Annotated in this window: 22 protein-coding genes; 11 read left to right on the forward strand and 11 right to left on the reverse strand. The window is 74.1% G+C overall.

Annotated elements, in window-relative coordinates:
- Window position 1: 1 nt before the first annotated feature.
- Both ACWCXH_RS10630 and ACWCXH_RS10635 read right to left on the reverse strand, forming a co-directional pair.
- Window positions 2-298 (reverse strand): hypothetical protein, encoded by a 297-nt coding sequence (locus ACWCXH_RS10630; protein WP_449801013.1) that lies wholly within the window; start codon window positions 296-298, stop codon window positions 2-4.
- A complete protein-coding gene (locus tag ACWCXH_RS10635; RefSeq protein ID WP_449801014.1) occupies window positions 295-831 on the reverse strand; it encodes a nucleoside-triphosphatase in 537 nt (178 codons plus the stop codon). Before ACWCXH_RS10635 ends, ACWCXH_RS10630 begins: the two co-directional genes overlap by 4 nt.
- A 153-nt stretch (window positions 832-984) precedes the next feature.
- Here ACWCXH_RS10635 and ACWCXH_RS10640 point away from each other — a divergent pair, with 153 nt between their 5' ends.
- Window positions 985-1,443 (forward strand): DUF5709 domain-containing protein, encoded by a 459-nt coding sequence (locus tag ACWCXH_RS10640; RefSeq protein WP_449801015.1) that lies wholly within the window; start codon window positions 985-987, stop codon window positions 1,441-1,443.
- A 489-nt stretch (window positions 1,444-1,932) separates the two neighbouring features.
- Here the strand turns inward: ACWCXH_RS10640 and bla are convergent, their stop codons facing one another.
- Window positions 1,933-2,856 carry a class A beta-lactamase gene (bla, locus tag ACWCXH_RS10645; protein ID WP_449801016.1) on the reverse strand — a complete coding sequence of 308 codons (924 nt, stop codon included), beginning with the start codon at window positions 2,854-2,856 and terminating at the stop codon, window positions 1,933-1,935.
- A gap of 115 nt (window positions 2,857-2,971) precedes the next feature.
- On the opposite strand from bla, the gene ACWCXH_RS10650 reads away from it, so the two are divergent.
- The gene (locus ACWCXH_RS10650) at window positions 2,972-3,919 is read left to right on the forward strand and encodes a LysR family transcriptional regulator (RefSeq protein WP_449801017.1); all 948 of its coding nucleotides are present in this window, start codon (window positions 2,972-2,974) and stop codon (window positions 3,917-3,919) included.
- A complete protein-coding gene (locus ACWCXH_RS10655; protein ID WP_449801018.1) occupies window positions 3,916-4,827 on the forward strand; it encodes a serine hydrolase in 912 nt (303 codons plus the stop codon). Before ACWCXH_RS10650 ends, ACWCXH_RS10655 begins: the two co-directional genes overlap by 4 nt.
- A 25-nt stretch (window positions 4,828-4,852) precedes the next feature.
- Here ACWCXH_RS10655 and ACWCXH_RS10660 read toward each other — a convergent pair whose 3' ends face one another.
- Complete coding sequence (locus tag ACWCXH_RS10660; protein WP_449801019.1) at window positions 4,853-5,776, reverse strand: winged helix-turn-helix transcriptional regulator; 924 nt, start codon at window positions 5,774-5,776, stop codon at window positions 4,853-4,855.
- Window positions 5,777-5,865: 89 nt separating this feature from the next.
- Between ACWCXH_RS10660 and ACWCXH_RS10665 the strand changes: the two genes are divergently transcribed.
- Window positions 5,866-7,104: an MFS transporter gene (locus ACWCXH_RS10665; RefSeq protein WP_449801020.1), complete on the forward strand. Its 1,239-nt coding sequence runs from the start codon at window positions 5,866-5,868 to the stop codon at window positions 7,102-7,104.
- Window positions 7,105-7,219: 115 nt separating this feature from the next.
- On the opposite strand, the gene ACWCXH_RS10670 is transcribed toward ACWCXH_RS10665, so the two are convergent.
- A complete protein-coding gene (locus ACWCXH_RS10670) occupies window positions 7,220-8,401 on the reverse strand; it encodes a helix-turn-helix domain-containing protein (protein WP_449801021.1) in 1,182 nt (393 codons plus the stop codon).
- A 259-nt stretch (window positions 8,402-8,660) separates the two neighbouring features.
- Between ACWCXH_RS10670 and ACWCXH_RS10675 the strand changes: the two genes are divergently transcribed.
- Entirely contained in the window at window positions 8,661-9,605 is a 945-nt protein-coding gene (locus tag ACWCXH_RS10675; RefSeq protein ID WP_449801022.1) for an esterase/lipase family protein, read from the forward strand.
- A gap of 52 nt (window positions 9,606-9,657) precedes the next feature.
- Here the strand turns inward: ACWCXH_RS10675 and ACWCXH_RS10680 are convergent, their stop codons facing one another.
- From ACWCXH_RS10680 to ACWCXH_RS10690, 3 genes are all read right to left on the reverse strand, one after another.
- Complete coding sequence (locus ACWCXH_RS10680; RefSeq protein WP_449801023.1) at window positions 9,658-10,416, reverse strand: G1 family glutamic endopeptidase; 759 nt, start codon at window positions 10,414-10,416, stop codon at window positions 9,658-9,660.
- A 270-nt stretch (window positions 10,417-10,686) separates the two neighbouring features.
- Entirely contained in the window at window positions 10,687-11,556 is an 870-nt protein-coding gene (locus ACWCXH_RS10685) for a class I SAM-dependent methyltransferase (protein WP_449801024.1), read from the reverse strand.
- 192 nt (window positions 11,557-11,748) lie between these two features.
- A complete protein-coding gene (locus tag ACWCXH_RS10690) occupies window positions 11,749-12,300 on the reverse strand; it encodes a PadR family transcriptional regulator (protein WP_449801133.1) in 552 nt (183 codons plus the stop codon).
- Window positions 12,301-12,415: 115 nt separating this feature from the next.
- Between ACWCXH_RS10690 and ACWCXH_RS10695 the strand changes: the two genes are divergently transcribed.
- Window positions 12,416-13,795 carry an MATE family efflux transporter gene (locus tag ACWCXH_RS10695; RefSeq protein ID WP_449801025.1) on the forward strand — a complete coding sequence of 460 codons (1,380 nt, stop codon included), beginning with the start codon at window positions 12,416-12,418 and terminating at the stop codon, window positions 13,793-13,795.
- Between the two features lie 51 nt (window positions 13,796-13,846).
- Here ACWCXH_RS10695 and ACWCXH_RS10700 read toward each other — a convergent pair whose 3' ends face one another.
- From ACWCXH_RS10700 to ACWCXH_RS10710, 3 genes are all read right to left on the reverse strand, one after another.
- Window positions 13,847-15,217 (reverse strand): MFS transporter, encoded by a 1,371-nt coding sequence (locus ACWCXH_RS10700; protein ID WP_449801026.1) that lies wholly within the window; start codon window positions 15,215-15,217, stop codon window positions 13,847-13,849.
- A complete protein-coding gene (locus ACWCXH_RS10705) occupies window positions 15,214-15,804 on the reverse strand; it encodes a TetR/AcrR family transcriptional regulator (RefSeq protein ID WP_449801027.1) in 591 nt (196 codons plus the stop codon). Before ACWCXH_RS10705 ends, ACWCXH_RS10700 begins: the two co-directional genes overlap by 4 nt.
- Window positions 15,805-16,091: 287 nt before the next feature.
- Entirely contained in the window at window positions 16,092-16,268 is a 177-nt protein-coding gene (locus tag ACWCXH_RS10710) for an antitoxin (RefSeq protein ID WP_449801028.1), read from the reverse strand.
- 198 nt (window positions 16,269-16,466) lie between these two features.
- Between ACWCXH_RS10710 and ACWCXH_RS10715 the strand changes: the two genes are divergently transcribed.
- From ACWCXH_RS10715 to ACWCXH_RS10735, 5 genes are all read left to right on the forward strand, one after another.
- Complete coding sequence (locus ACWCXH_RS10715; RefSeq protein WP_449801134.1) at window positions 16,467-18,041, forward strand: M28 family peptidase; 1,575 nt, start codon at window positions 16,467-16,469, stop codon at window positions 18,039-18,041.
- A 147-nt stretch (window positions 18,042-18,188) separates the two neighbouring features.
- Complete coding sequence (locus ACWCXH_RS10720; protein ID WP_449801029.1) at window positions 18,189-18,509, forward strand: hypothetical protein; 321 nt, start codon at window positions 18,189-18,191, stop codon at window positions 18,507-18,509.
- 132 nt (window positions 18,510-18,641) lie between these two features.
- Window positions 18,642-20,048 carry a dihydrolipoyl dehydrogenase gene (gene lpdA / locus ACWCXH_RS10725; protein ID WP_449801030.1) on the forward strand — a complete coding sequence of 469 codons (1,407 nt, stop codon included), beginning with the start codon at window positions 18,642-18,644 and terminating at the stop codon, window positions 20,046-20,048.
- Between the two features lie 324 nt (window positions 20,049-20,372).
- A complete protein-coding gene (locus ACWCXH_RS10730) occupies window positions 20,373-21,539 on the forward strand; it encodes an alanine--tRNA ligase-related protein (protein ID WP_449801031.1) in 1,167 nt (388 codons plus the stop codon).
- A 142-nt stretch (window positions 21,540-21,681) separates the two neighbouring features.
- Complete coding sequence (locus ACWCXH_RS10735) at window positions 21,682-22,347, forward strand: DUF5701 family protein (RefSeq protein ID WP_449801032.1); 666 nt, start codon at window positions 21,682-21,684, stop codon at window positions 22,345-22,347.
- Window positions 22,348-22,374 lie beyond the last annotated feature (27 nt).

Here is a 22,374-nt window from a genome sequence, read left to right on the forward strand (position 1 = left end):
GTCAGCCCACCCGGTCGCCGAGGGCGCGGGAGAAGACCCGGCAGGTGTGGTGGGCGGCTCGGCACCACACGCGGGCCGTACCGCCGACGGCCAGGTACCACCCGATGCCGAAGGGCAGTGCGATCGCGAACCACGACGGCGGAGCCATCTCACCAGGCCGCTGCGCGCCCTCGCGGGCCCACCGGCGGCACCGCTCGACGCCCCGGCGGGTCCAGGCGGCGCAGCGCGAGGCGCGATCGGCCCAGCGGGCGGAGGCGAGCAGGAGCCGGGCGTACAGGTCGTCGCGGCGGCCGCTCATCCCGGCTCCAGGCGGGCCGCGAGCCGCCGGGGGAGGGCATCCCGGTTCGCGGGGGTGAGGTGGAGGACCTCGACGTCGGGGCGGCGCTTGAGGGCGTCCGTGAACGGTCCGGGCTGCGCCTGCACGGTGGCCACGACGTCGACGTCGGCGGCGAACAGCGCCCGGACGGCGTCCTCGAACGGGCGATAGGCGAGCTCCATCCGTCCGAGCTCGTCGATGAGCACCAGCGACGTCCCGGAGGTCCACGCCAGGGACGGCAGCGCCAGCCGCTCCATGACCCCCAGGTCGACGCCGTACCGGCCGACCTTCGGAGGCCCCGGGAAGCCCACATGGGCGAGCACGGCCCGCCGGCCCGCCAGCGTCTCCAGGGCGAAGCCGACCCGGGCGCCGCGGCCCTCACCGTCCGGGTCGGCGCGAATCTCCTCCGTGGTGAAGCCGACGGCCACGCGGGCGCGCAGCAGCCCCGCCAGCCGGCGGATCGCGGTGGTCTTCCCGGCGCCGGGGCGGGCCTCCAGCAGGATCCTGGTGGGCATCGCGGGGACCGTGGTTCGGGAGTCGTCCTGCTACCAGCCTGCCACCGGGAGCGCCGGCGTTCCCTGCGGGCCCGGCCGCCGCGTGGGACTCTGGGGTAGTAGCGACGGACGGGCGGTGACGGCTCGGCGCGGTGGTCCGTGAAGGAGGACCTGATGTCGGACGAAGCGTTGATGGGCGACCAGGTGTACCAGCCCGACGGCTCGGAGGTGCAGGACGACGCCGGCCCTCTGGAACCGGAGGACACCCTGATCGACCGCGGCCTCGAATCGGCGCTCGACGAAGGCTACGCGCCCCCCGAGCGCCCGCTCGCCGTGGAACGCCACGGCGTCACCGCGGCGGAGCAGCACACCCGCGAGAGCCTGGCGCAGCGCCTGGCGGAGGAGCTGCCGGACGTCGCCGCGCCCGAGTGGGACGGCATCGGCGACACCTACGGCACCGACGGCGAGCCGATCGACACCGAGGCGGGCGAGGTCCGGACCGGCCGGCTGATCGCCTCCTCCGGCTCGCGCAGCGACCTGATCGCCGAGGACGTGGGCATCTGCGGCGGCGCCGCGACCGCCGAGGAGGCGGCCATGCACACCACCGACGACCCCGAGGCCCTCATCGACTGACGGCTGCGACACCTCCCCCGTTCCGCTGACAACGCCGACGGCCGTGCGCGAGCATGGGGCGATGCCCGAGACGTCGCACTCCCGCGCCCCCGGGCAGCTCCGGCGCGCCGTAAGGACAGTGACGTAAGGACAGTGAGGAGTGGGAAGTCGGCCGTCCCGACTTCCCATGGGGCTCCGGGAGTCGCGCCGTTCGCGGTCTCCCACCGTGCGACGCCATCGTGGCCCAGGGCCGGTTTCCGCCGTCCCCGGCGGGAACCGGCTCGCAGGGTGGTGAGGGTGCCGGGGCGGCGTCGTCGGCGGTCCGACGGGCGGGCCTCGCCGGCGGGCGGGGCCGCGCCGAGTACGGCAGTGGCGCCCGCGCTTGTTGCGGAGGCGGTGAGCAGGCGGCGGCGGGACAAGGGCATCGTCAGCGGTGCCCTTGGGCGGGTGAGTCGGGTCAGCAGGTGTGAAGCGTCGCCGTGGGCCGGAGCTCCCGGGACCTGGGGCGGGTCAGCCGAGGGCGCCGACGACGGCCTTCGTCGTCTGGGCGATCAGAGCGTCGTCGGAGGTGGCGTCGGCCTTGCCGCGGTCGGACAGGACGGCGATGACGATCGGGCTGCGGCCGCCGGCCGGCCACGCGACGGCGACGTCGTTGCGGGTGCCGTAGCCCGCGTTGCCGGTCTTGTCGCCGACCTTCCAGTCGGCGGGCAAGCCCGCGCGGATGTACGGCGCGCCGGTGGTGTTGCCGACGAGCCAGCTGGTCAGCAGCTGGCGCCAGTCCTCCTTGAGGGCGTCGCCGAGCACGTAGCGGCGCAGGTCGGCGGCGAGGACCCGGGGCGTGCTGGTGTCGCGGGTGTCGCCGGGGGTCGCCTCGTTGAGGGTGGGTTCGGTGCGGTCGACGCTGGTGGTCATGTCGCCGAGGAAGCGCAGGGACTGCTGGACGGCCGCCGGGCCGCCGAGCTCGGCCATGACGAGGTTGGCCGCGGTGTTGTCGCTGTACTCGATGGCGGCGGCGGCCAGATCGCGCACCTTCATGCCGGTGGCGACGTGCTGCGAGGTGATCGGCGCCCACTTCAGCACGTCCTCCTGGCGGTACGCGACCACCTTGTCCAGCTCCTCGTCGGAGGCCTTGCGCAGCAGGGCCCCGGCGGCGAGCGACTTGATCGTGGACGCGAACGCGAACCGCTCGTCGGCGCGGTACGCGATCTCCCGGCCGCTGCCGGTGTCCACCGCGTACACGCCGAGGCGGGCGCCGAAGTGCTGCTCGAGTTCCTCGAAGGACTCGGTGGTTGCAGCAGTCGTCGCGGCGGCCGCCGGCGCCGGCGGGCTCTTGTCGCTGCTCCTGCCGGCATGGCCGCACCCGCTCATCAGGGCGGTCGCGAGCAGGGCCACGGCGGGCAGCGCGGTACGGGGGCGGCGGAGCGCAGGCGTCATCGGTCATCTCCAGGGCGGGTTGTGCCGTCGCCCTCAGCTAAACAGGCCGTCAGGTCCCCAGTCCAAGAGCATGATGATGAAGAGACCTATATCGAAATGCCTATGATTGCTGCCCATGGACCTGTTGGGGCACCTCCGCCACTTCCGCGCCGTCGCCGAGGAGCGGCACTTCGGCCGCGCCGCCGAGCGCCTGCGGATCGCGCAGCCCTCGCTCTCGCAGCGGATCCAGCGCCTGGAGCGCGAACTCGGCGTGACCCTGTTCGACCGCGGCCCGCGCGGGGTCGACCTCACCCCGGCGGGCCGGCTGCTGCTCGCGGAGGCGGAGGAGGTGCTGGAGAGTTCCGCCCGTCTCCTCGCCACCGCCGCCGACCTGCGCACCGGTCGGGCGGGTACTCTGCGCGCCGCCGTACCACCCGAGCTCGGGTCCGCCGCCCTGGCCGCGCTGCTCACCGGCTTCGAGAGCGCCTCCCCGGGTACCCGGCTCGAACTGCGGGAGCTGCCGGTCGCGGCCGTGGTGCGCGAACTCGCCCAGCACACGGTGGACGTCGCCGTCGTCCGCCACCCGTGCCCGGCCGCCGGGTTGGCCTTCGGGCCGATCCTGCACCAGCCGCTCGGCGTCCTGCTGGCAGCCGGGGGCCCGTACGCCGACCGCGCCGAGCTGGCGGTGGCCGAGCTGACCGGCCGTCGCCTGGTGCTCTTCCCCCGCGCCACGGCCCCGGCGCTGTACGACGAGATGCTCACCACCCTGACCCGGCACGGCTGCACCCCGGAGGCCGTCGTCGACCCGCCCGGCCCGGACGTCGCCGGCGCGCTCGTGCTCACCGGCAGCGCGGTCGCCCTGGTGCCGCGCACCGCGCCGCCGCCGGGTACAGTCTGGCGTCCGCTCACCGGCACCCCGTTGGCCTGGCGCATCTCCACGGCCTGGCCGGCCGGGCGCGGCGGACCCGCCGTCCGACTGTTCGCCGAGGCCGCCCACGAGGCGCTGACCGAACACGGCGGCCTGCTGCCCCAGCCGCCCAACCGCCCGCTCTTCCCCCGGCCCGCAATGGAGTTCCCGCTGTGACCAGCGACCGCACCAGAGCCGATCGCACGGCGCGCGCCCGCATCGCCGCCGCCTTCGCCGACGCCGGCGTCAGCGGCTGCCTGCACGCGCGCGACCTCGACACCGGCGCCGAGGTCGCCGTCGGCGCCGACACCGCGGTCAGCACCGCGAGCGTCCACAAGGTCTGCCTCCTGGTCACGCTGTTCCGCGAGGCCGCTGCCGGACGGATCGACCTGGCCCGGCAGGTGGACGTCCCCGCCGCCGGCCGCACCCCCGGGCGGACGGGCCTGGCGGCCATGCTCGACGCCGCCCGGCTCTCCCTGCGCGACCTCGCCTACCTGACCGTCGCCGTCAGCGACAACACCGCCGCCGACGTGCTGTGGGACGCGGTCGGCCTGGACACCGTCAACCGCACCATGGCCGACCTGGGCCTCACCCGGACCGTCGCCGTCCACAAGCTCCGCGACCTGTTCGGCGCCCTCGCCGAGGACACCGGCCCGGACTCCCCGGTCGACCCCGCCGTCGTCGCGAGGCTCCGCGTCCTCGACCCGGCCTTCACCAACCACAGCACCGCCCGCGAGATGACCGCCCTGCTCGCCGCCCTCTGGCACGGCGACGCCTGCCCCGGCGAACAGGGCGCCGCGCTGCGCCGCCTGCTCGGCCTCCAGGTCTGGCCGCACCGGCTCGCCTCCGGGTTCCCGTTCGACGACGTCCGCGTCCACGGCAAGACCGGCACCCTCCCGACCCTGCGCCACGAGGTCGGCGTCGTCGAGTACCCCGACGGCGGCCGCTACGCCCTCGCGGTGTTCACCCGCGCCGCCGCCACCACCATCACCCTCCCCGCCGCCGACGCCGCCATCGGCACCACCGCCCGCCTCGCCGTCGACGCCCTGCGTGCGACGGCGGCCGGGAGGGATGGCAGGCCCTGACCCCGAGGAGTGGTTCCGACGTCGGTCAGTGGCCGTCGGCGATCAGTGAGCGGGTGACGGGGTTGTCACTCCTCCGGTGCGCGGCCCGGGCTGCGGCCAGGGCGGCCGTCACGCTCGCGGTGATGTCGGTGATCGGGTAGAACACCTCGCGGATGGTCCGGTCCCGGTCGACCACCAGGGTCAGCCGCTTCAGGCGGGTGGTGCCGGCGGCTCGGAAGGTGGGCAGGCGCAGGGCGCCGGTGAGGCCGAGAGCGAGGTCGGAGAGCAGCGGGAAGCCGAGGTCCTGGGCGTCGGCGAAGGCGCGCTGCTCGTCCGGGCGTTGGGTGGAGACACCGTGCACGACGGCACCGGCGGCGGTGAACTCGGCGAGGCGGTCCCGGTAGGTCAGCGATTCCAGGGTGCAGCCGGGTGCCCCCGGCACCGACGACCAGCCGGGCGGGTAGGACTCGGGCCGGGCGAAGGCTCCGGGGAAGCAGTACAGGACGGTGGCCGCGCCCGCGGCGACGGGATCGTGCGCCTCGCCGTCGGCGCCCGGGAGCAGCAGCTGGGGGATCCGGGTGCCGCGCAGCGCGTGTACGCGCTCCGCCTCCTGGGAGTCCTCGGCGGCGGTGGCCGTGTGCGTGCCGTCACCGAGCAGCCAGCTGTCGCCCCAGTCCTGGAGGGCGACCAGGACCGGCAGCAGGGCGCGCCCGCGCGGGGTGAGCCGGTACTCGTGGCGCGGCGGGTGCTCCTGGTACGGCTCGCGGGTGAGCACGCCGGAGTCGACGAGCAGACGCAGGCGTTCGGCGAGCACCTTCCGGGAGAGGCCGAGCTCCTGCTGGAACTGCTCGAAGCGGTTCAGCCCGCGGGCCGCGTCGCGGACGATCAGCAGCGTCCAGCTGTCCCCCACCACGTCGAGGGCCTGGGCGATCGCGCAGTTGTCGTCCTCCGGGCCGCCGCGTCGGACCATCCTGGCCTCCTTCCGGGAGTGATCACGTCGTTGACCATAGCCCCGCCGGGCTGAGATAGTCCGTTCCGAAAAGGAACGGACTAGCGGGGGTGGCCGTGCGGAACGGGACCAGCGGCAGTGCGCGGGACAGGGGTGCGCTACGGGCGCTGCCGAAGACGGTCTGGCTGCTGGCGGCCGGGGGCTTCGCCAACACGATGGTGTCCTTCACCTTCGTCTACCTCTTCGTCTACCTGACCGGTTCGCGCGGGCTCAGCACGGCCGCGGCCGGGACCATCGCCGGCGCCGGCGGCTTCGGCCTCGTGGCGGGCAACTTCACCGGCGGCTGGTTCGGGGACCGCTTCGGCCACCGCCGGACGCTGCTCACCGGGGCCGCGGTCGGCGGCGCCGGGCTGATCGCCCTGCCGGTGCTGCCGACCGCCGTGCTGCTCCTGGTGCTGCCGGTCTGCCAGTACGCGGCCGGAACGGTGCGCGCGGCCAGCTCGGCGCTGGTGGCGGTGGCCGTGCCGCCCGGCGACCGGCGGCAGGGCTTCGCGGTGCTGCGCTTCGCCGGCAACGCGGGGTTCACCATCGGGCCGCCGCTCGGCGCGTTCATCGCGACCCACTACTCGTACGAGTGGCTGTTCCGCGCCGACGGGCTCGGGTCGCTGCTGTTCGCCGCGTACGCCGCGCGCGTGCTGACCGCCGACCAGCCGCGCAGCCGGCGGGCCGCCACCGGGGGCGGGATGTGGGCGGCGCTGCGGGAGCGGCCCGCGGTGCTCGTGCTGCTGCCCGCGATCGTGGTGGTGGACACCGTCTACCGGCAGCAGTACTCGATCCTGCCGGTGTTCCTCGCGGACCACGGGATCGGCACCGGCGTGTACGGCGCGGTGCTGGCGATCAACGGCGGTCTGATCCTCGCACTGGAGCTGGTGGTCACCATGGCGCTGCGCGACCGGGCACCGCTGCGGATCATCGGCACCGGCCTGCTGCTGGTCGGCGCGGGTTTCGCGGCGCTGGTCGCGGGGGCGTCGGTCGGCGCCGCCGTGGTGATGATGGTGGTCGTCACGGCGGGCGAGATCCTCTACAAGACCCCGGCGACGGCCTTCGTCGCCGACAGCGCGCCGCCGGAGTTCCAGGGCCGCTTCCAGAGCCTGTACGCGGGGGCCTCCACCGCCGGAACCGTCCTCGCCCCACCGCTCGGCGGAGCGCTCTACCAGTCGGCGCCCGGCTTGCTGTGGCCGCTGTGCGCCTGCCTCGCGGTACTCGCCGGGCTGGCCGTGTTCGCGGCCGGCCGCCTGGCCGCTCCGGGCGTGGACGCTTCTCCGGTGCCCGAGGCGGTCGGGGGATGAGCAGCCCGCGCGGGTGGGCGCGGACGGGGCCGCGCGGGGCCATCCCCTGTCGCGTGGGCTCCGTGTGATGATGCCGGCGGGTTGCTCCACGGCGCCCCGCCTCGGTAGGTGACGGTCACCCGTCCGGGCGGAGGGCCCGGGCGCGCAGGGCGATCTCCAGCTCGAAGCGGCCGCCCGGGCCGGTGAGCGCCGCGCCGAACAACTCCTGGACGCGGTGCAGGCGTTGGCGGGCGGTCTGGGGGTGGATGTCGAGCCGGTCCGCCACCTCGGGTGCGCTGCCGTGGTCGGTCTGCAGCCAGGCCAGCAGCGTCTGCGCCGCCCGGTCGGCCTGCTTGGCGGTCAGGCCGTTCAGCGGCGCCAGCCGGTGTTCGGCGATCAGCCGGACCAGTGGGCGGTCGGCGAGCAGCAGCAGTTCGGACAGGTGGTCGTGGCAGTCCGCCGGCTCCGGCGGCGGGGGATCGGGCAGCCGGGTGCGCAGCAGCCGGGCCCAGCGCAGGGAGTGTGCGGCCTCGCCGAGCGGCACGGTCGGGCCGATCACCGCTCCCCGTCCGCGCAGGGCGTCGCGGACCGCGCCGTCCCGCAGGAACGGTTCCGGCAGCAGGAGACAAGGCTCGGGCGGTTCCAGGTCCGCCAGCACCGGATCCGGCAGCCGGGGCGGCCAGGAGGGCGGGGACGGCAGGGGCCGGTCCGTGCCCGGGGCGTCCAGCGCCACCGCGGCCACGCGCGAGGGCAGCGCCCAGTCCGCCGCGTCGGCGGCCCGTCGCACCTCGTCCTCGCTCGCGCCGTCCAGGAGGGCGCGCAGCAGGTGGTGCCGGGCGCGGCCCAGCGCCCCGGCCCGGTCGGCCCGCGCGTCGAGGTACCCGCGCACGCTCGCGGCGGCGATCTCGTCGATGTGCGCGAACACCGCCTCCGCCAGCGTCACCAGCGCGTCCGCCCCGAGGCCGCGGCGTCGCGCCACGCGGGCGTAGCGCCGCCAGGCGACCCGGGCGCCGAGCCGGTAGGCGGCCTGGAGCGCGTCCAGGCTGCGGCCCTCGGTGAGTTCACCGCGCCCGAGCGAGCGGTAGACGTGCAGCCGCTCCGGGGCGAGTCCGGCGGCGTCCTCGACGCGGTCGGCGAACTCGGCGAGCGCGGTCTCGACGCCGTGCTGGATTCCCGCGCCGAATTTCCCGGAGAGGGGGCGGGAGAATTCCGGAATGGCCGCCCGGATCTCCCTGATGATCTCGGCGGCGAGGCCCTTCTGTTCGGCTCTGAGTTCGGTGGAGAAACCGCGCGGAAGGGCGGCCCATGGTGCTGTCACGTCGTGTGAGTATGCGGCGGTGTTACTGGTCAGTCAATACTTCCGGCAAGGGGTTGAGCACCCGTCGGACGGCCGGTGGCCTACCGGACACTCGCGCGGGTGACAGTTTTTGGCGCGCGTGGGAGAAATTCCTGGCAGCTGGGAAAGAACTTGCGGCAGGGCGTTGTCGAATCCGTTGACGATCCATCGTGGCGCACCTAGCTTCGGGATCCGTCGCCGGATGTCAGGGAATTCCGGCGCGAACCGGAAGGCGTGCAATATGAGAACGAAGCGAGCACGGGCGCTCGCGGTCGCGGCACTCGCCGGGACCGGCCTGCTGGCCACCGCCGCCCAGCCGGCCGACGCGGCCACGGCGTACCCGGTCGAGTACCACTACGCGGTCGGCTTCCCGCAGGGCTTCTTCGCCCCCGACGGCGCCCCGCCCGGCGCGAACGACTGGTCCTGCCGGCCGAGTGCCGCCCACCCGGAGCCCGTCGTGCTCGTCCACGGCACCGCCGAGAACATGAACGACAACTGGCGCGGCGCGGCGCCGCTGCTCGCCGACGCGGGGTACTGCGTCTTCGCCTTCGACTACGGTGGCGCTCCGGGTTCACCGGTCCAGGGCCTCGGGCCGATCGCGGACTCCGCTCAGCGGTTGTCCGCGTTCGTCGACGAGGTCCTCGCCGCCACCCGGGCGGGCAGGGTCGACCTCGTGGGCCACTCCCAGGGCGGCGGCCTGCTGCCGCGCTACTACCTGAAGAACCTCGGCGGCGCGGCCAAGGTGGCGAAGCTCGTCGGCATCACCCCCAACAACGGCGGGACCACGCTGGACGGCCTCACCGAACTCGGCCGTCAGCTCCACCTGCTGGAGCCGGCCAACGCGGTGCTCGACACCGTCTGCGCGGCGTGTGTGGAGCAGGAGATCGGCTCCCCGTTCCTCACCGGGCTCAACGCGGGCGGGATGACCGTCCCGGGCGTCGACTACACCGTCATCGCGACGCGGTTCGACGAGGTCGTCACCCCGTACACCAACTCCTACCTCCCGGCGGGCCCGCGCGTCACCAACCTCACCGTCCAGGACCAGTGCGCACTCGACACCACCGACCACCTGGAAGGCGGCTACGACCCGATCGCGCTCGCCGACGTCCGCAACGCGCTCGACCCGGCGCACCCCGTCCCGGTCCCGTGCCTGCCGGTGCTCCCGGTCACGGGCCCGCTGCTCTGACGCACCGCCCGGCGTGCCTCGGCGAGGAGGCGCGCCGGGCGCATGCCGTTCGTCAGCTGTGCTTCCAGGCCACCGAGAACGCGGTGCCCCCGCTGAGCCCGGAGGTGGCGGCCTTGGTGACGCCGCCCGAGGCCATGGTGATGCTCGACGCGCCGGACGAGCCGAGGCTCTGCCCGTTGACGGTCGCCCCGTTGAAGCCGACGGTGCCGAAGTCCGAGAGCGGGAGGACGCCGGTGGAGCTGGACGGCGCTTCCGCGATCACCTCGGCGGAGGCGAGGGCCGCGCTCCGCAGCGACTTGTTGACGGTGCGCTTCCAGCCCTGCGTGGTGTCGGCGAGCGTGAGCGTGAACGACCCGGAGCCGGTGGTGGTGACGCTCGCGGTGAAGCGGTCGCCGGGCCGCACGGTGTTGGTGAAGTCGGTCGGGTACGCCGGGTACATCTCGTACCAGGACGAGTACACCGGCGAGCCGCCGGAGCAGTCCGCCTCGGTGCCGAGCTGCTCGACCGTGCTGCTGCCGTCCCCGTCGATCCCGACCCAGAAGCTGGACCAGGTGTCGGAACCGGAGCAGGAGATGGACGGCTGGACCCAGCTGGCGCTGACGCTGGTGAACCTGCCGCCGGTGGCGGCGTAGCCGGCCCAGTTGCTGCTGGTGCTCTGCAGCACGCCGCCGCCGTGGTGGCCGAGCGGGGCGTGGACCAGGGTGGGGGCGGTGGCGGCGAGGGCCGGCGTCGCGCCGCCGAGTACGGTCAGCAGGGCGACGGAGGAGGCGACGAGGGCGCGTCGAGGCGTGCGTCGACGGGCTATGGACATGGCTACTCCTGTGTGAGGGAGTGGAGTTGACCAAGCGTCGACAACGGTAAGGCTGGCGGTCCGCGGTGATGAGTCACCGGGCGGTAAAGAATTTCCGGGGGGATCCTGGGACGGCATGGCCGCCTACCCGGTCGCATCGTGACCGTTGTTCACGATCGATCGGATCGCCGATGGTCAAGTCGACCACCGCACTGCCGTCGGACTGCCGATCCCCGACGGCTACGACTTCCCGACGCGCGCCATCGTGGGCATGCCCGCGGGGGTCGGCCGTCAGGCGGAGCGCACCGGCTGGACGGCGCGGCGCTCGCGCAGCGTCCGCAGCACGCGCCGGGTCGCGCGGGTGGCGACCGGGGGAAGGAGTTCCAGGGCGAGCCGGCGCGGCGTGGAGCGCTGGACCGGCGCCTTGACCTGGTAGTTGAGCCGCAGGACGCGCGCCCCGGCGATGGTGTCCTCGTCCACCGTGTAGCCCTCCGCCCGCCAGTCGCGGCCGAGCAGGACATCGCGGGCGGCGGCCGCGTCGCCCCAGGTGCCGTAGAACTTCATCGGGGTGAGCAGCACCGGCCGGAGTCCGCCGGTGAACACCGCCTCCCAGACCGCCGCGGAGACGCCCGGGGTGTGCTCGGAGCGGTAGTCGTCGAGCGCGACGAGGCCGTCGTCGGCGAGCGCGGCGCGGGCGACGGCGATGTCCCCGGCGACGTGCTCGTACAGGTGCGAGGCGTCGACGTGGGCGAACCGGCAGCTGCCTGCCGGGATCCGGCCGTCGGCCAGCACGGACGTGGGGGCCTGCACGATCTCCGGCAGGGTGGCGTGGAACGCGAGGTAGTTGGCCTCGAACGCGCTGCGGGTGAGCGTCTTGTGGTAGGACATCGCCATCTCGGCGGCGTTGTCCGCGTCCCCCGCGTCGGAGTCGAAGAGGTCGCAGACGGTGAGGCGCTCGCCGGGCCGGAGGTGGTCGCCGAGCAGGACGGCGCTGCGGCCGAGGTAGCTGCCGAGTTCGAGGATGTCGCCGGCGACCCCGGCCGCGCTCTGGGCGGAGAGCAGGTGCCCGAAAGCCGCCCGGTCGAGACTGAAGAACCAGCCGGGGATGTCGTCCCGCTTCAGCGGGGCGGGTTGGGCGGCTGCGGTCTCGCTCGTGGTCACGGCGGCCTCCAGGGGAGCGGGCGGGGCCCGGCGGCGGGTTCACGCCGCACCGGTGCCCCGCGGGTCCGTCGGACGTGAGGCGGATCATCATAGCGATGGCGGGGCCCGATGGGACCAGGTGGCGATCGGCAGAATTCCGCTTCCCTGCCCTGCTGTTCGGTCCCGCTCGGCAGGGGCGTGGGGCTGTCCGGCCTACGCCCCCGTGCCCTTCGGGCCGGCTCCCACCAGCTGCTCGATCGTCTCCGCGAGCCACGTCCGCTCCGCCGCGCCGGAGGCGCGGGCGACCAGGAGCATGCCCCGGCGGAACGGGTTCGGCTCGCGCTCGGCGGTGACCGGCCGGCCCTCCCCGTCGTAGAAGAAGCTGCTCGGCGCCTCCAGGAAGTCGAGCCGGCGGCGCAGCACCGCGGCCTGGCGGGCGGGGTCGGCGAGGTGGTGGAGGAAGGCGGCCAGGGCGAAGAAACGAATCTGGTCGGTGATCTCCGCCTCCTCCGGATCGGCCAGCCGGCGCCGGAGTTCGGCCCGCCCGGCGTCGGTGAGCTCCAGCGTCTGGCGGGGGACGGCGCCGCTGCCCGGCTCGGTCCTGCGGTGCAGCAGGCCGGCCTTCTCCAGCCGGGTGATGGCGGGGTAGAGCGCGCCGTCGCTGACCGGCCGGACGTGCCCGGTCAGGCCGGTGATCCGGGACTTGAGCTCGTAGCCGTGCAGCGGCTGGTCGTAGAGGAATCCGAGGATCGCGAGCGTCAGCACGTCGAAGCCCTTTCGTCGGAGTGCGCCCGATGCGTGCGCCACTTTACCTCTTGCCGATGTGCATCGATGAGAGGTATCTCTATTCGATGTATCGCACATCGAGTGGGGGAGAAGCATGCGCACACACCTGGCACGACTGGCCGCCCTGGCCGGACCGGTCTACGCCGAACTCCTGTCGGGCGTGATCGCCTCCGTGGTCGGTGCCTTCTGGGTGGCCGGGCTCGGCGGCGCCGCCGTCGCGGCCGTCACCCTCGCGGGCACCGTCGAGAACCTGCTGCTCGGACTCGTCCTCGTGGTCGCCTCGGGCACCGGCCTGCGGCTCTCGCGTGCCCTCGGTGCCGGCGACCACGCCGAGGCCGCCCGCACCACCCGCGCGGCGTGGCGGCTCTGCGCGCTCGGCACCGCCGCCCTCGCCGTTCCCGGCTTCCTGCTGCGCGAGCGCCTCGCGGCGGGCTTCCTCGACGGCCCCGCGGCGGGGCTCGCCGCCGGGTACTTCGCCGTCGCGTTCCCGGCGTTCGCGCTGTTCTCCGGCCAGCGCGTCGCCGACGAACTGTTCAAGGGCGCCGGTGACACCCGCACCCCGATGCGGATCGCGCTGCTCTCCAACGCGCTGCTGGTCGCGCTCGACCCGCTGCTCGTCCTCGGCGCCGGGCCCCTCCCGGGCCTCGGCGTGACCGGCGCCGCGTTGGCGCTGACGGCCGCCCGGGCGGGGGCGTTCGCCGTCACGCTGCGCCTGCTGGCGAGGCGTCGGACGGCCGGGCGTGGGACGGCCGGGCCCGCCGGGGGAGTCGGCCCGGCGATGGGGCGGATCGTCCGCGCAGGGGCGCCGTTCGGCCTGGACTTCACCGCCCGGATGGCCGTCGGGACAGCCCAACTCGCCCTCGTCGCGGGCTTCGGCGTCGCCGCCGTCGCCGGGTACGGGGTCGGCTACCGGGTTCTGCTCGTCGTCACCATGGCGTTCTACGCGCTGCGGCAGGCCGCCGCGATCGAGGCTGCCCGCCTCGGCGGTGCGGGGAGAGGTGGCGAGCTGCCCGAACTCGCCCGCGCCACCGGCCGGTTCGCCGCCCTCCTCGGCGCGGTGGGGGCCGTGCTGTGTGCGGCGCTCGCCGGGCCGGTGAGCGGGCTGTTCACCGACGACCCGGCCGTGGCCGGGCAGTCCGCCGGCTTCCTGCGCATGGCGGCGCTCTACCTCCTCCCGTACGCCCTCGTGGTCGCCCTCGGCGGCGTGCACCAGGCCGCGGGCGCGGGGCGGGCGCTGGTGCTGTCCGTCGCGGTCGGCCTCGGTGCCCAACTCGCCTCCGCGGCCGCCCTGTCGGGGCCGCTCGGGGTGAACGGCGTGTGGGCCGGCCTCGCCGTGGGCGCGGTCGTCCAGCTCGCCCTCCTGCTGGCGCTCACCCGCCGCCGTGCGCCGAGAAAGCCGAGGAACGGGCCAGCCGAGAAGCGCGCGGTCGACGTGCTGGTCGAGGGGCGTGAACCGTCCAGGCCGGTGATGTGACCGATGGTCAGAACCTCCTTGCTCTCCGTTATTCCGTACCGGGCCCCGCTCTCACGGCTGAGGAGCGTTCTGTGCGCGCGCCGTGCCGGGGATGCGGGTGGCGAGCAGCGCGCCGCCCGCGGCGACGGCGGCGAGGGCGAGGGCGGCGGGGCCGAGGGCCGTGCCGACGGCGGCGGGTCCGGCGACGGTGGTGGCGAGCGCGATCCCGAGGGCGGGGCCGACGTTCATCGCGGTCTGCTGGAGGCCGCCCGCGACCCCGGCCCGGGTGGCGGCCGCTCCGCGCACGAGGACCACCGTGGCGGTGGCCATCACCGCGCCGAACCCGCCCCCGAGCAGCAGGAAGCCCGCTGCTGTCTCGACCGGCCCGGACGACCGGTCGAACCGGGAGATCAGCAGCACGCCCAGCGCGATGAGCGCCATGCCCGACACGACGGTTTCACGCGGGCCGTGACGCTTCGCCAGTCGCGTCGACGCGGGCGCCGCGAGCACCATCGTCACGGCGAGCGGCAGCGCCCGCAGTGCGCTCTGCAACGGGTCGAGGGCGAGGACGTCCTGGAGGAAGTAGGTGGCGAGGAAGAGCGTCCCGGAGAGCGCCGCCGACGCCGCGAGCAGGACGCCCAGCGCGGGCGCCACCTCCGCCGAGCGCAGCACGGCGGGCGGCAGCAGCGGACGGGCGGTGCGCCGCTCGTGCTGGGCGAACGCGAGGCCGAGGACGGCGGCCGCGGCCAGGCCGAGCGCGCCCGAGACCGATCCGCCGGCGGTCGGCAGGACGACCAGGGTGTGGACGAGGCAGGCCAGGGTGAGTGCGAGCAGGGCCGCGCCCGGCAGGTCGAGCCCGGCGGCGTGCTCGTCACGAGCCGGCCCCGGCATCGGGACGGCGAGGGCGAGCAGCCCGGCGGCAGCGGCGGGCAGGAGGGTCAGGAAGAACACCGCCCGCCAGCCGAAGTGCGCGGTGAGCGCGCCGCCGACGAGCGGTCCGACGGCGGCCGCGAGCCCGAGCGCGCTGGTGCGCACGGCGATCGGCGTGGCGAGCCGGTCGGCGGGGAACACCGCGCGCAGCATGCCGAGCGTCGCGGGCTGGAGCAGGGCCCCCGCGACGCCCTGCGCGACCCTGAGCGCGATCACCCACCCGATGTCCGGCGCCAGGCCGATCCCGGCGGAGGCGGCGGCGAAGCCCGCCACACCGGCGCCGAACACGCGCCGGTGCCCGTACCGGTCGCCCAGGCGGCCGGCGAAGACCAGCAGGGCGGCGACGGCGACGAGGTAGCCGGTGCTGGTCCACTGGACGGCCGCGGCGGTGGTGCGGAGGTCGCGCTGGAGGTCGGGCTGCGCGACGGTGAGCACGGTGCCGTCCAGGGCCACGACGACGGCGCCGGTGATGCTCGCGGCGAGCGTGCGGCGCTCCCGCCGGGTGGCGCTCACCGCTGCCCCGGGCCGCCGACGTGGGCGTCGATGATCGCCTCCACGAGCGGCTCGACGCGGTCGTCCCCCGTGAGCAGCCGCAGGCTGCCCCAGGTGCGCAGCTGGGCGAGGCCGTGCAGGTTGGCGAGCAGGGCGACGGCGGTGGTGTCGGTGTCGCGCTCGGGGCAGGCCTCGCCGACCAGGCGGGCGAAGGTGCGGAACAGCGGCAGGGAGGTCGAGCGGAGGTCGGCTCCGCTGCCCTCCAGCAGGTCGTGGCGGAACATCAGCTCGAACATGCCGGGGTTGGCGGCGGCGAAGCGCAGGTGGGCGCGGGCGAGGCCGGTGAGCCGCTCCCGTGGCGGGAGGCCTTCGGTGGCGGCGAGGGCGTCGACGGTCGCGAGGGCGTCGGTGAGTTTGCCGAAGCCGTGCCGGGCGATGGCGGCGAGCAGTTCGCGGTGGGTGGGGAAGTAGCGGCGCGGCGCACCGTGCGAGACGCCGGCCTGGCGGGCGATCTCGCGCAGGCCGAGCGCCTGGACGCCGTCACGGGCCAGCAGCTCGACGCCGGCGGCCACCAGGCGGGTGCGGAGGTCCTTCTCCTCTTCGGTCATAGACACTGTCTACCAGGACTGCGTAGACAATGTCTACTCGCCGGGGCGCGGCGCCGCGCGGCACGATCGGCGCCATGGACGAAGGCGGAGAGCCGGCCTGCCGGCTGGATCGGGTGTGCCCGGAATGCGGCCGGCTGCGCGAGCGGCCCGGGCCCGGGCCGTGCGAGAACTGCGGCGCCGGTCCGGACGGGCCGGACGGGAGGCGATCGAGCCCGGAGGGCGACTGAGCCCCGGCGCGGCACGGCGGCCGGACCGGGGCGTCAGGGGCTCGCGGGAGCGGTGGCCGACTACTGCGGCGGCTCGTCGCGGAACTGTTCCTTGAGCTTGTCCTGGGCGGTGTCCACCTGGCTGCTGTACTTGCCCTCGGTGCGCTCGTCGAAGGCGTCTCCGGCCTTGTCGACGCCCTTCTCGGCCTGGTCCTCGTGGCCCTTCAGCAGGCTCTTGAGCTTATCCAACATGGACATGGTCACACTCCTGGAAGTCAGGCCCCCGCCCCTCCAGGATCACCGCGCGGGCGCGGGTCCGCATCCCGTTGCGATCCGGCCGCGATCCGGCCGCGATCCCGCCGCCGTCCCCCGGGTGGACGCGGCGGTCTTGGCAGGCGTGGTGACGGTCATGTCAAATCGGGATTCCATGGACCGTCGGAAGGACTCGCCTTGACGCTGCGTAGCCGCCGCCCGGGCCCCCGCCGCCCGAGCGCCCCGTTCGCCCGTCCCACCGGAGTCTCCCTGACCATCGCCGTCCTGGTGACCCCGGTGCTGCTCGCCGGGGCCAGCGCCGAGAGCGCCGATCCGGATCCGGCCCGCCGCGGTGCGGAGTTGGCCGCCAAGCTGGTCGGCGAGAGCAGCGCCGACGACGCCCTGGACACGCTGAGAGCCCTCCAGCGGATCGCGGACCGCAACGGTGGTACCAGGGCGGCCGGTTCGAAGGGCCACGACGAGTCGGCGCGCTACGTCGACGAGCAAGCTCGCCGGGCCGGGCTCAAGGTCTCGCGGCAGGAGTTCACGTACACCTTCTTCGAGGTGCGGGCGCAGCGCCTCGACGTCGTGTCGCCGCAGGCCGAGCAGGTGCCGGTGATCGCCATGACGTACTCGCCGAGCGGCCCGGGGGCGGGCGCGAGGGGCGAGTTGGCGGTGGTGCCGGTGAGCGCGTCCACGGGCTGCGCGCCCGCCGACTATCCGGAGGGGGAGTTCACCGGCCGGATCGCGCTGATCCGGCGCGGCGGGTGCAGCTTCGCCGTCAAGCAGGCCGCGGCGGCGACGGCGGGTGCGGTCGGCGTGATCGTCTACAACAACGCGGACGGCGGACTGAGCGGGACGCTCGGCGATCCGAACGCCGTACGGATTCCGATCGGCGGCGTCTCGAAGGCGGCGGGGGAGGCGCTGGCGGCGAAGGCGGCGGCCGGGCGGGTCGAGGTGAGCCTCGACATCCGTACGTTCATGGAGCCCCGCTCCACCTGGAACGTCCTCGCCGAGACCCGCGACGGCGACGAGAACAACACCGTCGTCGTCGGCGCTCACCTCGACTCCGTCCCGGCCGGTCCGGGCGTCAACGACAACGGCTCCGGCTCGGCGGGCATCCTGGAGGTCGCCCGCAACCTCAACGTCCGCCAGGTGCGGAACAAGGTGAGGTTCGCCTGGTGGTCGGCCGAGGAGTTCGGGCTCAAGGGTTCGGAGGCGTACGTCGGGTCGCTGTCGGAGGCGGATCGGAAGAAGATCCGGCTCTACCTCAACTTCGACATGATCGCCTCGCCGAACTACGGCCAGTTCGTCTACGACGGCTCCGGCAGCACCGGCGGCGGTGCCGGTCCCGCGGGTTCGGCGCAGATCCAGCGGCACATCTCCGACTTCCTCGACCGCCGCCGCCTGCCGCACGAACCGGTGGCCTTCAACGGGCGCTCCGACTACGGCCCGTTCATCGAGGCGGGCATTCCGGCGGGCGGCACCGACACCGGCGCCGAGGTCGTCAAGTCGACCGCGCAGCAGGTCCGTTACGGCGGAACCGCGGGTGTGCCCTTCGACCCCTGCTACCACAAGGCCTGCGACGGCCTGGACAACCTCGACCGGGACGCCTTCGACGCGAACATCGCGGTGATCGCCCACGCCGTCGGCACGTTCGCGTGGGACCTGAGCGAACTGGAGCGGCCCGCGCAGGTGTTGCCCGCGGCGAACGGCGGCGGCCCCGGCGGCGCCGGGGGAGGCCTGGGCGCGGACCACGCCCACGAGGTGGCGGCCTGACGACCGGGTGGGCCCGCTGCCGTCCTCGGGCGGCGGGCCCACCTGGCCGTCAGCGCCCGCCGGTGCCGGAGCGCTTGAAGCCGACACGGATTTCAGCTCTTCCAGGAGATCCGCGAGGCCTGGCCCGGCCGCCTGATCGCCAACCCGGTGCTCGGCCGGGGCGGGCCCCTGCCCGAGGACGGTGGCCGGGCCGGGGCCGACCGCCTGCTCGCGGCCGGCGCCGACCTGATCTCCTTCGGCCACGGCTTCCTCGCCGACCCCGACCCGGTCGAGCGCCTGCGCACCGGCGCGCCGCTCAGCCCGGTGCGTGACGGCCTGATGTACACGGGTGGCGCCGAGGGATGCACCGACTACCCGGCGCTCACCGGGTGCCGCCCCGGGGGCCGGACGGGTCTCGAACGCGCGTGCCGGTCGTCCGCCTCACCCCGGGTGACCTGCGCCGTCGAGCACAGTAGCGGACGCCACTGACAATTCCGCCCCCGGGCGGGTACGGTGCCGCGCGGAGCGCGTCCGCCGAGACCCGGTGGGTGCGCCGGGCCCGGTCCTGCCACCATGGGACCGAGATCACGACACCGTGACACCCTCGGAGGAGTCAGCAACATGAGCACGCACTACGACGTCGTCGTCCTCGGCGCGGGCCCCGGCGGTTACACCGCCGCCGTCCGCTCCGCCCAGCTGGGCCTGAAGACCGCGATCATCGAGGCCAAGTACTGGGGCGGCGTCTGCCTGAACGTGGGCTGCATTCCCTCCAAGGCCCTGCTGCGCAACGCCGAGCTCGCCCACATCTTCACCAAGGAGGCCAAGACCTTCGGCATCAAGGTCGAGGGCAAGGTCACCTTCGACTTCGGCGAGGCCTTCCGCCGCAGCCGCGCCGTCGCCGACGGCCGGGTCAAGGGCGTCCACTACCTGATGAAGAAGAACGGCATCACCGAGTACGACGGCTGGGGCACGTTCGTCGACGACCACACGCTCCAGGTCGCGCTCAGCGGCGGCGGCTTCGACGTCGTCACGTTCGACCACTGCATCATCGCCGCCGGTGCCACCACCCGCCTGCTGCCCGGCACCAGCCTGAGCGACCGCGTGGTCACCTACGAGGAGCAGATCCTCACCGAGCAGCTGCCGGAGAGCATCATCATCGCGGGCGCCGGAGCGATCGGCGTCGAGTTCGCCTACGTGCTGCACAACTACGGCGTGAAGGTCACCATCGTCGAGTTCCTGGACCGCGTGGTGCCGCTGGAGGACGTTGAGGTCTCCACCGAACTCGCCAAGCAATACCGCAAGCTGGGCATCGAGGTGCTGACCTCGACCCGGGTCGAGTCGATCGACGACAGCGACCCGAACGCCAAGGTCCGCGTCACCGTCACCAAGGACGGCCGACAGCAGGTGCTGGAGGCCGACAAGGTGCTCCAGGCGATCGGCTTCGCCCCGCGCGTCAACGGCTACGGGCTGGAGAACGCCGGCGTCAAGCTGACCGACCGGGGCGCCATCGCCGTCGACGGGCGGGGCCGCACCAGCGCCGACCACATCTTCGCGATCGGCGACGTGACGGCCAAGCTGATGCTCGCCCACGCCGCCGAGACGATGGCCGTGATCGCCGCCGAGACCATCGGCGGGGCGGAGACCATGGAGGTCGACTTCGCCATGATCCCGCGCGCCACCTACTGCCAGCCGCAGATCGCCTCCTTCGGCTACACCGAGGCCCAGGCCCGAGACCTCGGCTACGACGTCAAGGTCGCCAAGTTCCCCTTCACCGCGAACGGCAAGGCGCACGGCCTCGGCCACCCGATCGGCTTCGTCAAGGTGATCAGCGACAACACCCACGGCGAGCTGCTCGGCGCCCACCTGATCGGCCCCGAGGTCACCGAACTGCTCCCCGAGCTGACGCTCGCCCAGCAGTGGGACCTCACCGTCCACGAGGTCGCCCGCAACGTCCACGCCCACCCGACCCTGGGCGAGGCCGTCAAGGAGGCCATCCACGGCCTGGCCGGCCACATGATCAACATGTGATCCCCGCCGTCTCCCGACACCGGCTCCCGAGGCCCTGCCGGTGGCCTCGGGAGCCGGTGCTTCCGTGCCCCGGAAATCGGGTGGCCCCTGGTACGCCCGGGGCGTTAGCCTCGGTGGCATGGACGTCATGGACCGAAGCACCACCGCAGCCGCGCGAGCGACCAGCTCGCCGGTTGCCGCCGCCTGACGTACCTCCCCCTCCCCTCGGCGACCGGAGACGGTCCGCCGGTGGTGGCTTCGAGGCGTTTCCCTCCTCGGTTCCGATGATCGCGTGGACTCGTTGTCCGGTGCCTCCCCCCGGCACACACGCGAAGGAGCCACCCCGTGAACACCGATCAGCTCGTCCGCACCTTCATCGAGTACTACGAGGACCGCGGCCACCACCGGATCACCGGCTCGACCCTGCTGCCCCCGCCCGGCGACCCGGTGCTGTTCACCACCTCGGGCATGCACCCCCTCACGCCGTACCTGGAGGGGCGCCCGCACCCGCTCGGCAGGCGACTGGTCAACGTGCAGCGCTGCCTGCGCACCACGGACCTCGACGAGGTCGGCGACCGCACCCACCTGACCGTCTTCGAGATGCTCGGCACCTGGTCCCTCGGCGACTACGAGGGCCCGCAGAGCCTCGACTGGGGCTACGGGCTGCTCACCGACGGGTTCGGCATCGATCCCGGCCTGCTCCACGTCACCGTCTTCGGCGGCGACGACCAGGTCGGCCCGGACACCGGCTCGCTGGAGCTGTGGCAGGACCGCGGAGTCCCGGTCGAGCTCACCGTCGAGGACAACTGGTGGTCCAACGGACCGACCGGCCCCTGCGGCCCGGACTCGGAGATCTTCCTGTGGACCGGCGACACCCCGCCGCAGTCCACGCCCACCCGGGACGACCGCTGGGTGGAGGTGTGGAACCACGTGATGATGCGCCACCGGCGGCTCGACGACGGCTCGCTCGTCCCGCTCCCGCAGCGCAACGTCGACACCGGGCTCGGCCTGGAACGGCTCTCCTCGCTGCTGCAGGGCCGGAACTCGGTCTTCGAGTGCGACGTCTTCGACCCCTGGCGCCGGCTCGTCCCGACCCTCTGGCAGTTGGACGAACCCTCCCTGCGCCTGGTCTGCGACCACCTGCGCTCGGGCATCGTCGTCATCGGCGACGGCGTCCGCCCGTCCAACACCGGCCGCGGCTACGTGCTGCGCCGCCTGGTGCGCCGGGTGCTCACCGTGCTCCGCCGGGACGACCCGCAGCGCGGACTCGGCGACCTGCCGGGCGAGTTGATCCGGCACACCCTGGACCGCTTCCGCCAGGACGTGGATCCGGAGTCGGTGCGCCAGGTGCTCCTCGACGAGGAATGCCGCTTCGGCCGCCTCCTGGAACGCGGCCGCCGGGTACTGTCCCGTCCCCGCTTCCGCGGCCCCCTGAGCGAGGACGACCTGCACTACCTCCACGACACCCACGGCCTGCCCCGCGAGCTCGTCCTGGACCTGCGGCCGCAGTGACGGGCGGGGCCGAAGCCGTTCGCCCAACTTCCGAACCAACGACGGAAGTTGGGCTGCTCTGCCGTTGCGGGCCGGACGAGGGGAATGTTCCGGCGGGCGCCGGCGTTGTGCGACCGTATTCGTCGCAAGTGATGGGAGCACTGTGCTCGAAACGACGTTCGCCGACTCCGCCGCCCTGCCCCGGCTTCCGGCCCCCGGCGCGCAAGCCGAGCGGCTGATCGGCCTGGGGGTGCACTCGATCGCCGGGCTGTCCGCCGACGAACTCCGCGCCTTCGCCACGGCTGCCGGGGACGGTGACGGAGCCCTGCTCGTCATCCACCCCGCCCACGCGCCCGCCTCGGCCGTCGCGCCGCTCCTGCGCCACGACGGCAAGGCGGGCTTCGTCGTCACCGACATGACCGACGTCGACCTCTTCGCCCCGCTCGACACGGTGTCCCTGCCCGACGCCCCGGTCTACCTCGTCACGGGCCTCGACCGCGGCGACCGGATGGCCAACTGGAGCCCGAACGAGGCGCTTCCCGCCCTCACCGCACAGGCCCGCACCCCGCTGCTGCTCGCCGAGGGCATCCACTGGGTGATCCAGCAGCCGTCCGCGCTGGAGCGCAACCGCTGCTTCATGACGGTCGGCTCCCGGCTGCGCAGGGCCAACGGCACCCTGGACGCCCGCACCCCGGCGATCTGGATCAGCAACGGGACCGGGCGGGACGGGCGCGAGCGCCGCAACGCGCCCAAGGTCGGCTGGTGCTGGGCGGGCAACCGGCACACCTGGCTGGGCTTCGCCTCCGCCACGGGCCGCCGGGTGCCGTAGCCGCGTCGGGTGGAACGTTTCGGCGCT

This window comes from Kitasatospora sp. NPDC001660 (assembly GCF_053596725.1).